Origin of the sequence: Kitasatospora sp. NPDC002551 (genome assembly GCF_040296005.1) — a bacterium.
Taxonomy (GTDB): Bacteria; Actinomycetota; Actinomycetes; order Streptomycetales; family Streptomycetaceae; genus Kitasatospora.
In genome coordinates, this window is the sequence record NZ_JBEOWI010000110.1 from 1 (window position 1) to 9,061 (window position 9,061).

Consider the following 9,061-nt stretch of genomic DNA (forward strand, 5'->3'; position numbering starts at 1 on the left):
CCGGGCCGCGCCCGGCCCCCACCTCGCGGTCACAGGTAGGCGCTGACCATCTGCGCGAACTCGTCCGGCCCGATGACGGGGATGCCCAGCTGCTTCGCCTTCTCCTTCTTCGAGCCGGCCTTGTCTCCGGCGACGACCAGGCTGGTGCTCTTCTTCGAGACGCTGGACCCAGACCGGCCTCCCGCCTTCTCGATCAGCTCGTTCATTCCGGTGCGCGACAGCGGTTCGAGGCGCCCGGTCATGGCCCCCGTCACCACGATCGTCTTCCCGGCCAGCGGCAGGCCCGCGCCCACGTCCTGGCTGGAGTCGGAGGAGCCGGTCGCCAGGGCGCTGTCCTTGGGCTCGCCGAGGTTGACGCCCGCTGCCGCGAGCTTGGCGATCACCGGCTCCAGCTCCGCCAGCTCGGCCAGCATCCAGGCCGACTTCTCCGCGCCGATCCCCTCCACCTGGCGCAGCTCGGCGGCCGACGCCGCCTGGATGGCCGCCATGGTGCCGAAGAACTCAGCGATCCGCCGGGACATGCTCCGTCCGGTCCCCCGGACCCCCAGGGCGCACAGCACCCGGGCGAGGGGCCGCTGCTTCGCCGCGGCGATGCGGTCCAGGATCTTGGCAGCGGTCTTCTCGCTGCCGGTCGCCTCGGTGAGCTGGCCGAGCGTGAGGGTGAACAGGTCGGCGACATCCTGGACCGCCTCCTGCGCGACCAGCTGCGCCACGACCTTCGGTCCGATGCCCTGGATGTCGAGGACGTCGCGCTGTACGGCGTAGGTGATGGACGCCGCGAGGTTGCACGCGCGGCCCTTCAGACACCTCCAGCGCTCCTGGCTCTTGTCGATCTCGCCTCCGCAGCCCGGGCAGACCGTGGGCAGCTCGATCGGCGTCTCCTGACCGGTACGCGCCGAGGTGATGGGAGCGAGGATCTGCGGGATCACATCGCCGGCCCTGCGGAGTACGACGCGGTCGCCGATACGCAGCCCCAGCCTGGCGATCATGCCGGGGTTATGGAGGGTGGCGAACTGCACCCTCACGCCCTCGATCTCGACCGGCTCGACCTCGCCTCGCGGCGCGATGTTGCCCGTACGCCCCGTGGTCCAGGTGACGGCGGTGAGCGTCGAAATTACCTCCAACGCGGGCAACTTGAACGCGACCGCCCACCGAGGCGCGCGCGATCCTGAGCCCGCGACGGCCTGGTCCTGCGGATGGTCGGCCTTGACGACGATGCCGTCGATCCCGACCGGCAGGTCTGCTCGCTGCGCGGCCACCTTCTCGACGTACGCCTGGATATCCGCGATGAGCGGCGAGGTCAGCGTGCCGACCGGGGTGTCGTCCACGGTCTGGACCCCGAGGCTGCCCAGGGCCTTCATCAGCTCGGTGTGGGTCATCTCCTCGTGGATCACTCGGTCCGTCCCGCCGTCGGCGGCTGGCAGAAGCCCGTATCCGTAGAAGCTGAGGGGGATGGTGTACTTCCGGCCGGTCGCGCGGAGCGAGCCCGAGGCGGCGTTGCGGGGGTTGGAGAAGGGGTCCTCGCCGTGGGCCACGCGGATACGGTTCGCCTCCTCGAAGCGGGACTGGAGCAGGACCACTTCACCGCGGACCTCGACCGAGACCGGCGTGTCCAGCTCGACCGGCAGGCCGTCGATGGTGCCGATGGCGTGGGAGACGTCCTCCCCGGTGGTGCCGGTGCCCCGGGTGACGAGCTGGACGAGCTTGCCCTCGTGGTAGTGCGCCGCGACCGCCAGACCGTCGATCTTCGGGCCCGCGTGGAGCCCGCGCGGCTCGCTGCCCAGCCGCTTGCCCAGGGACTGGACCCAGCGGGCCAGTTCCCCGGCGTCGAAGACGTTGTCGAGGGAGAGCATGGGGGTCGCGTGCACGACCGATCCCTCGGGCAGCGCCCCGGCGGCCACCAGGGTGGTGGGTGACTCGGCCGCGCGCTGGTCCGGATGTTCCTGCTCGAAGGAGGCGATGGCGCTCATGAGGCGGTCGTAGGAGGCGTCGTCCATCTGCGAGTCGCCGCCGCCGTAGTACGCGGCCGCGGCGCTGCGGGCCTGGTCCAGGGCGCGGAGGTAGGAGTCCTCGTCGGTGATGGGGGCCAAGGTGTTCGGCACGTTCTTGTCCTTCTTGCCGGTGGTGGCTGACGACCGCTCCTCCGTCGGAGCGGTGCTGCCCGGCTCTACTGCGGGCGCGCGGTGGAGCCGGGAATGGATGGTGAGGGCCGCATCGAGCGACACGTTAAAACCATACACATACTCATGGAGTTAAGCAACTTTGGTCTGATGTCGAATCCTTCGCGCGCCCGAAGTGGGGTGGCCGAGCCGCGGCGAACTTCCGCAGGTCTCCTCGTGTCCGCGCGCAGCGGCCTCCCCGGGCCGCCGGCCTGGCGCTGGCCGGCGGCAACGGAGGTTGGCAGCGGGGCGGGCCGGGGAGCGCGGTGCAGACATCGGCGACCGCTGGAAGGCCGCCGGCGACTCATCCCTGGGCCTCGTCAGGCGACCGGTCGGCGATCTGGCTTTCAGTGCTGGTTCCCGCCCCGCTGCTCAAGGACTTCCAGCGAGCGGAGGACCGTGACGTCGTGGTCGGCCAGCACCTGCGCGTACGCGCCGCTGTCGCGCACGTAGCGGTTGATCTCAGGATCGTCGATGGAATGGGCGGTCCAGCAGAGCATGTGGTTGCGGCCCGAGGTCCGCTCGTCGGAGCAGATCTTGCGTGCGTCCGCTTCGCTCACCCGCCAGAGCACCCGCCGGTGGGTGGTGCTTGTGTTCCTGGAGGCGATGAAGACCACCACTTGCGCGGTCATGCGGAGTTCCGATCATGTGCGGACGCCCTGCGCGGCTCCGGCCGGCGCGGCGGTGTGGGAAGAGTGCTGTCAACCTCGGCGCACCAGCCGGATACCGGTGTGCCGGCTGCCCGAAGGCGACGGGCTCGCGTACCTCTGCGCCGTCCACGGACGGACCGTCTCTGTGCCTACGGTGGGGGCGTGACCTCGAAGGCGCCGCTGGAGAGGTCCACGGTGAGGTTCGCGTTGAGCTGCGGCCGGTCGAAGCGGGAGTAGACCCCAAGGAGGTCCCGGAACCGGCCCTCCAACGCGGTGGCCGCGTCGTCGTGCTGCTCCGGGCCCTCGTACCGCCATGCCTGACCATCCGCCAGGAGCCATACCTCCTCGTCCCAGTACATGCCGTCCGGGGCGTCCGAGTAGGTCACGAACTCGATGCTGGTCGCCCTGGTGCCGGCCTGGTCGGGGCAGCGGGCACACATGGCCCGCAACACCTGGAGCAGCTCCTGCTCGACCCGTTCGTGCGCAGCGTCACGCAGCCAACTACCGAGCTCGTACAGCTCGTCTCGGCTCAACTGCGGCAGCAGCGGCTCAAGCTGCTCCTTGGTGAGCATCGCCCGGGTGAGCGGGATGCGGCACTCCGGTGCGGCGCCCGACGGCCGGGCGGGAGCAGGGGGCCGAGGCCGGTTGAAGCAGTAGTGGCACTCCTTGCCGTCGCCGTTCTCGGCGCGATTGTCATCCATGATCGTTTCCTGGCAACGGGTGCAGCGCTGGGATCCCCCGCACGTGGTGCAGTCCTGGTTTCCGTCGCAGTCCGCACACGTGGAGCATGTCCAGCACCCCTCGTTCCCGTCGCAGTCCGGGCATCGCGTCACGGCCGAGGCGGGATCGGGTTCACCTGCGGGACACGGGGGTGCGGCGTCGCGGGGGACGTCGACTGCGATCTCCTTGGTGGGGGTCATCGGTCTACCTCTCGGAGCGATGGCCGGGGCCGTGCGGCGTGCACGGCCCCGGGGTGTTGGTTCAGGCGGGCAGCGGCACGAAGAGGACGGGGCTCGGCGTCCCGTACGGCTGCTCGTCATCGCCGATCTCGATCAGGGCGTCCGCCACGAACGTCCGATCGAAGTCGGGGGCCTCGACCGCGAGGTGGGGGCCGTAGTGGAGCGTCGCGCCGTAGGTGCTCCACGCCGGCCCGTCGTCGTAGTCGTTGGTCACGATGATCGTGACCGCGCTCGGCAGCGGGTGCTCTGGGCGGTCCGCGAAGAACTCGATCAGAGCGTCGCGGAGGTCCACGCGCAGCTCCTCCGGAACCTGGGGGTACACATCGTGAGCGGGGCCCCGGGGAGCGGGAAAGGCGGCGCGCAGCGCGGCGACGAGCTCCGCCGGAAGGACCTGAAGGGTCGTGGCGCCGAGGTTCGGCCCTTGGGCCTTGGGTGCGGTCGCCAAGGCGCTGAAGGCGCGCTTCAGGTCGTCTTCGGCGGCGCGGAGTACGGCGTCCTGGGCGCAACGCTCGGAGTCGGACAGGGCCTTGGGCATCGTTGGGCTCCAAGTCGGGTGAGGTGCTGCGGCAGGCGCGCAGCGGCTGACGGTGCAGCGGGGCCGTGCTGGTGTCGCCGACCGCCCGGAGCGCTGCCCGGCGGTCGGCGGAGGGGGCTGCGAATAGCGGCGTTGCAGGTCTGACGGGTGCTGTTTACCGAGTCCGCTGTTGCGCGGCCCGAGCCCGCAGCTCGGCGATGAGCCTGTCACGCCCGGGCCACCAGGACGCGAAGAAGGCCTCGGTGTTGGACTTGAGCTGCGCCTTGAGCTGGTCGGTCAGGCTCTCCGTCCAGATTTGCGCCGCGTCGGCGAGCCAGTCGATGGCCGGACCGGAGTTCGCCACCTCGCTCGCGTACCCGTCCTTGAGGAAGGCGGCATACACGCGCACTCGGCGAGTGACCGGCAGCTGGTACGTGCTGCCGTTGTCCAAGGACACCTCGGTCGCCACGAAGGCAATCCGCTTGATCGCGGTGACTGTGCCTTCGGCGATGTAGTCCTGAACGGGGTGGTCGCCGTACACCTGGAAGCTCACGGGGTATCCCGGGGCGAGGGCGGACGCGGTGGTGGCTATGTAGGACACGACACTCCTGATGGGAAGGGGGCCAGATTGGCGAGCGGCTTGCCCGGCTGACAGAAACCATACGCATTCTCATGGAGTTAAGCAACGTGCTTCGGGTAGGGCGACGCCTCCAGCGCAATGACGGTGCGCGATCGCTCGGCCCGTGTACGGCCCACAGGTAGGACGTATCGGAAGTTGCCGGGGTGGCGTACCGAGCGGGCTCCGAGGTGCTCCAGGGCCCTCGGTAGCCACTGCGCCGGGGATTCGCCGGCCGTGCGAGGCGGCGCTCCGAGAGCGGCCAGCCGGCTTTCCACCCCTGCGGCTCCAGGCTCGGGTTCGCGGCCGGTCAGCTTGGCCCGGGACCGAGCCGTCAGGACGGTGCCGTCCGGCAGCAGCGTGAGCGTTCGGGCCGTCCCGCGCCCGGTGAACCGGAAGTTGCAGCTCTGGTACACGATGCCCAGGTGCCCGTTGGAAATGATCATCTCTCCGCTCGGGGTACGCCGTGACCTGGGCACCGGGTCGGAGAAGCTCACCACCCCCCGGATGCCGCGCTCGGCGGCCTTCTTCATCGCGGCCGCGATGAAGAAGCTCTCGCCGTTGGCGGCCACGTCGTCGGTGAGCGCCAGGCGCGAGATCTCCGCGCTCTCGTAGTACGGCTCCAAGTGGGGAAAAGCCCTGGTGAGAACACGTTCGTTCATGGGACAGCCCAGCACGAGAACGCCGACCAGGGCGGCGCCTTCGGGACCGGGGCCTTCCTCGCCCTGCGGCGGCTCGCGGTCCCACAGTCCGTAGCGGTGGAGGGCCGAGGGCCAGCCGGCCAGGTAGTGGTGGTGCTCGATGAAGGACCGGGCGAGCGCCTCGGGAATCTCGGTGACGCTGTACCGCTCGCGCCGGAAGCCGCCGTCGCTCACGTGCCGCCAGCTGGGCAGGCCGTACCTCCAGCGCTGGGTCCAGCCCTGCGGCCGGCCGGTGAGGATGCCGCGCATCTCCGCCGGGGTGGGCGTCACGCCGCGCACGCCGGCACCCCCGCGTCCTGCAGCCGATCCATCAGGTGGTTCCTCCACCAGAGCGCGTACGACATGCAGTTGCTCTCCGTCTTGTGGGTGGGGCTGCAGCCGCGCTCCCTGCGGCCGGCCGAGCTCCAGGCCATCGAGTCGGCCGACGCCAGCGAGCGGGACAGCGTCAGGCCCTGGATCTTGAAGCCGAAGGCGTGCAGCGGCACCAGCGGCGCCCCTTCGCCGCCGAGGCGGGCGAGCTCGTCCAGGAGGAGGGAGGCGCGCCAGTGGTTCTGGCGTCGGCACATGCTGCCGACGCCCACCAGCGGCTCGGCCAGGAGGTCGATGCCGGCGTCGGCGTACATCTCGGCGCAGCGGAGGTAGTGGGGGCGCAGCCAGCCCTGCAGGACCGGGATGACGCGGGTCTTGATGCCCAGGGAGCGCAGTTCGACGACGGAGTCGACGGTGCGCCTGAGGTGCTCGTCGATGGTGAGGCCGGTCTTGGGCAGCATCCAGGGCTCGCAGACCCAGTCCATGGGACTGCACCACTCGAGGTTGCCGATCTCGTCGTGGTAGCGGTTGACGGCGGTGGCGTACTGCCGGGCGGTGGTCTTCCACTGGCCGTAGAGGTCGACTTCGCTGAACGCGCCGCTGTCCAGGGCCCAGGGGCCGGCGGCCCGGGGCAGGGACTTGCGGTTCATCAGCCGCCGGTTGGAGACGAACAGGGGGAAGTCGAGGTGCTCCATCCATGCGGGCTGGTGGACGCCCAGGTGGAACCTGACGGGGGTCGGGGTGACGGCGGGGGCGGTCATGGCAGGAACCGTTCGTCGGGTGTCGGATGCTCGGGCCAGGGCGCGAGCAGGGTCGGGTCGTCGGCTTCCTCGCGGGCCCGGTCCTGGGCCTCGGCGGCGCGGACGCGGCCGGTGTGGAACCGGTCGGCTGCGTGCCCGCTCGGCCGGATGCACCGCTGCTCGGCCTTGACCGAGCAGCGCGGGCAGGGCAGGGAGCCGGGGCAGGTGAAGGTGTCCACCAGCCAGTCGCAGGTCGGGCAGGGGGCGCCGCTCACCGGCCGCCCGGCCCGGTCGACCAGGGCGCCGGCGGCGAGCAGCTGCTCGTACTCGAATCGGTAGACCGGAGCCGGGAACGGCTGGTGCACACCGGCGACGGCGCTCGGCCGGGAGAGCTCAGTGGCCACCGGGGTCCGCCGAGCGACGGTAGGCGGCGGCCAGGACCTCGTCGGCCAGCTCCGCAGGGGGCGCCGCGTAGGCGAGCAGGGCCTCTCCCGCCGCGGACTCCACGACCGACAGCGCCGGGTGACGGGGCGCCGCCCGTTCGAGGGCCTTGTGGAGCGAGCGGGTGTCGATGAGCAGCACCCGGCCGGGGCTGCCGGGTTCGTTGGCCAGCCGCGAGAGGGCGATGCTGCCGGGCGTCGGTGCGCAGCGGCGAGCGACGTAGTCGAGACAGGCGTACGCCAGGACGGCGGCGGGAGCGAGCCGTCCGGCCCCTCGGTTCACGCTGAGCACGTGAGTGCGGTCCCCGCGGTGATGCTCCCCCGGGGCGGCAGTGGAGAGCAGGTTGAGGTCGCGGAACGGGTTGGTGAGGATGTCCTCGAGGCCGGCGCGCGGCTGGTCGGGGGAAGCGACCTGCGGGGCGTACATCGTCGCGATGCAGGCGATGTCGCGGCCGACGGTGTCGTCCGCCGGCGTCTTCCAGCCGCTGCGCTCGGCTGCTCCGCGGACGTGGGTGCGCAGCTCGGCGCGGGTGAAGGTGGAGAGTCCGGCGCGCGCGAACAGGTAGTGCCAGGTCGGGACGAGGCAGGGTGCGCCGTTGAGCAGCCACCAGTGGAGCAGCCACAGGGTTGCCGGCTCTTCCAGGTAGGGGTCGGCGCCGGCTTCGTCGAGCAGCCAGTGGCCGCGGGCGGTCGGCGTCACCGCTCCGCTTCCTGCGGCGTCCTCTTCGACGAGGCCGAAGGCGCCGGCCCAGAACCGCATGCTCGCCACCATGCTGGAGCCGACGCCGAGGACGACGGGTGCGTCGGGGTGGCGGAAGACCAGCGGGTCGTCCTGGACGGCGTGGTGGACCTTCAGGAGCCATCCCTGCCTCGGGGGGTAGGTCCGGTGGCGGCCGAACGCCGGTACGCAGCCGGCCAGCGGCGGGTGATCCGTCATCGGGACGGGGTTCTCCTTGTCGTGGACGGTGCCCTGCCGCTCGGCGGCAGGGCACCCGGATGGTCGGGGTTCAGGCCGGGACCTCGGAGCGGGCGAACGTCCTGGGGCCGGAGGGCCAGACGGCGCTCACCTGCTGGCGGTGCAGCAGCTCGGTGAGGTCCTTGTCGGGAGCCGAGGGGAGCAGCAGGACCCGGCGCGGCTCCGCGTCGAAGTAGCGGGCCAGGTCGTGCAGTTCTCCGATGGCTTCCCGCACGACAGGGCGAGCTGCTGTCGCGCGGGCCACCACGAGCTCGTTGCGGGTGAGGTCGTACAGGTCGACGTGGAGTTCGGTGAAGGCCCCGGCCACCTTGACTCGGAAGCTGGACAGCTTCGCCTGGTACGCCCACCGGGCGTAGCTCTCGTAGGCCCGCAGCAGCTTGCCTGCGGCCTCCTCGGCCGGGCTGGGATAGGCGGCTCTCATGACGGTGCCGGGGCCGAGCTGACGGACGGTGTTCTGTTCCGCGATGGGGTCGGCGGTGCCCAGGCCTGTCGGGGCGCCGTTCAGCGGCAGCAGCCGGAAGACGATGGCCCGTCGGACCTGCTGGGGCCGCCGTGCGTCGAAGGGAGCATCGGCGTAGATGACCGGCATCTCAGGGTCCAGCCGATACTGGCCCAGGTACTGGGCGGGTCGTCCGTGGAGCTGGAGGAACACGCGCAGTGCCCGGCCGTCCTGCTCGTGTTCGACGACGGAGCGGTTTCCCTGCGAGAGCGTCTGGTCGGTGCCGTCGAGTCCGCCCTCCCCGCCGAAGTGCAGATGAGTGCCGGTCCAACCATCGAGGCAACTGGCTTCGGCGTCCGGTGTGATGAACAGGTGGACGTTCGGGCTCTGCTTCGACGGGCTGATGCGGGAGTGGATGCGGCCGCCGAAGCGGGCGTGGAGGTCGGCGCGGTCGATGTGCTCGCCGGGGATGAGGTCCCAGGACACGGGTCTCCTTGTTGCGGGCTGTGCTGGAGGTGGAGTTTCGCGGAACGGCGCCGCCGGGCTGTCCGCCCGGCG

General features: G+C 71.0%; 10 protein-coding genes. All 10 read right to left on the minus strand.

The genetic code is table 11. The annotated features are described in order from the left end of the window. Positions 1-29 precede the first annotated feature (29 nt). Positions 30-2,225, minus strand: a complete 2,196-nt coding sequence (gene ligA / locus ABT093_RS39780; RefSeq protein WP_350572390.1) for an NAD-dependent DNA ligase LigA — start codon at positions 2,223-2,225, stop codon at positions 30-32. 281 nt (positions 2,226-2,506) lie between these two features. After that, positions 2,507-2,791 carry a hypothetical protein gene (locus ABT093_RS39785; RefSeq protein WP_350572391.1) on the minus strand — a complete coding sequence of 95 codons (285 nt, stop codon included), beginning with the start codon at positions 2,789-2,791 and terminating at the stop codon, positions 2,507-2,509. 167 nt (positions 2,792-2,958) lie between these two features. Continuing rightward, complete coding sequence (locus ABT093_RS39790) at positions 2,959-3,510, minus strand: hypothetical protein (RefSeq protein ID WP_350572392.1); 552 nt, start codon at positions 3,508-3,510, stop codon at positions 2,959-2,961. A gap of 280 nt (positions 3,511-3,790) precedes the next feature. Continuing rightward, positions 3,791-4,303 carry a hypothetical protein gene (locus ABT093_RS39795; protein ID WP_350572393.1) on the minus strand — a complete coding sequence of 171 codons (513 nt, stop codon included), beginning with the start codon at positions 4,301-4,303 and terminating at the stop codon, positions 3,791-3,793. Between the two features lie 154 nt (positions 4,304-4,457). After that, positions 4,458-4,835, minus strand: coding sequence for a hypothetical protein (locus ABT093_RS39800; protein ID WP_350572394.1), 378 nt, complete (start codon positions 4,833-4,835; stop codon positions 4,458-4,460). Positions 4,836-4,960: 125 nt separating this feature from the next. Continuing rightward, positions 4,961-5,878 carry a Mom family adenine methylcarbamoylation protein gene (locus tag ABT093_RS39805; protein ID WP_350572395.1) on the minus strand — a complete coding sequence of 306 codons (918 nt, stop codon included), beginning with the start codon at positions 5,876-5,878 and terminating at the stop codon, positions 4,961-4,963. After that, entirely contained in the window at positions 5,866-6,669 is an 804-nt protein-coding gene (locus tag ABT093_RS39810) for a deazapurine DNA modification protein DpdA family protein (RefSeq protein WP_350572396.1), read from the minus strand. Before ABT093_RS39810 ends, ABT093_RS39805 begins: the two co-directional genes overlap by 13 nt. Then, complete coding sequence (locus ABT093_RS39815; protein ID WP_350572397.1) at positions 6,666-7,052, minus strand: hypothetical protein; 387 nt, start codon at positions 7,050-7,052, stop codon at positions 6,666-6,668. Before ABT093_RS39815 ends, ABT093_RS39810 begins: the two co-directional genes overlap by 4 nt. Next, on the minus strand, positions 7,042-8,025 hold the full coding sequence (locus tag ABT093_RS39820; protein WP_350572398.1) for a DUF4007 family protein: 984 nt from the start codon (positions 8,023-8,025) through the stop codon (positions 7,042-7,044). The genes ABT093_RS39815 and ABT093_RS39820 overlap by 11 nt, the downstream gene beginning before the upstream one ends. A gap of 70 nt (positions 8,026-8,095) precedes the next feature. Beyond that, positions 8,096-8,989 (minus strand): SRA domain-containing endonuclease, encoded by an 894-nt coding sequence (locus ABT093_RS39825; protein ID WP_350572399.1) that lies wholly within the window; start codon positions 8,987-8,989, stop codon positions 8,096-8,098. Positions 8,990-9,061 lie beyond the last annotated feature (72 nt).

What these genes read in the sequence shown, in the direction of transcription:
- ABT093_RS39785 (WP_350572391.1), bottom strand. Translation starts at nt 2,791, where the DNA reads ATGACCGCGCAAGTGGTGGTCTTCATCGCCTCCAGGAACACAAGCACC.
- ABT093_RS39790 (WP_350572392.1), bottom strand. Translation starts at nt 3,510, where the DNA reads ATGGATGACAATCGCGCCGAGAACGGCGACGGCAAGGAGTGCCACTAC.
- ABT093_RS39795 (WP_350572393.1), bottom strand. Translation starts at nt 4,303, where the DNA reads ATGCCCAAGGCCCTGTCCGACTCCGAGCGTTGCGCCCAGGACGCCGTA.
- ABT093_RS39810 (WP_350572396.1), bottom strand. Translation starts at nt 6,669, where the DNA reads ATGACCGCCCCCGCCGTCACCCCGACCCCCGTCAGGTTCCACCTGGGC.
- ABT093_RS39820 (WP_350572398.1), bottom strand. Translation starts at nt 8,025, where the DNA reads ATGACGGATCACCCGCCGCTGGCCGGCTGCGTACCGGCGTTCGGCCGC.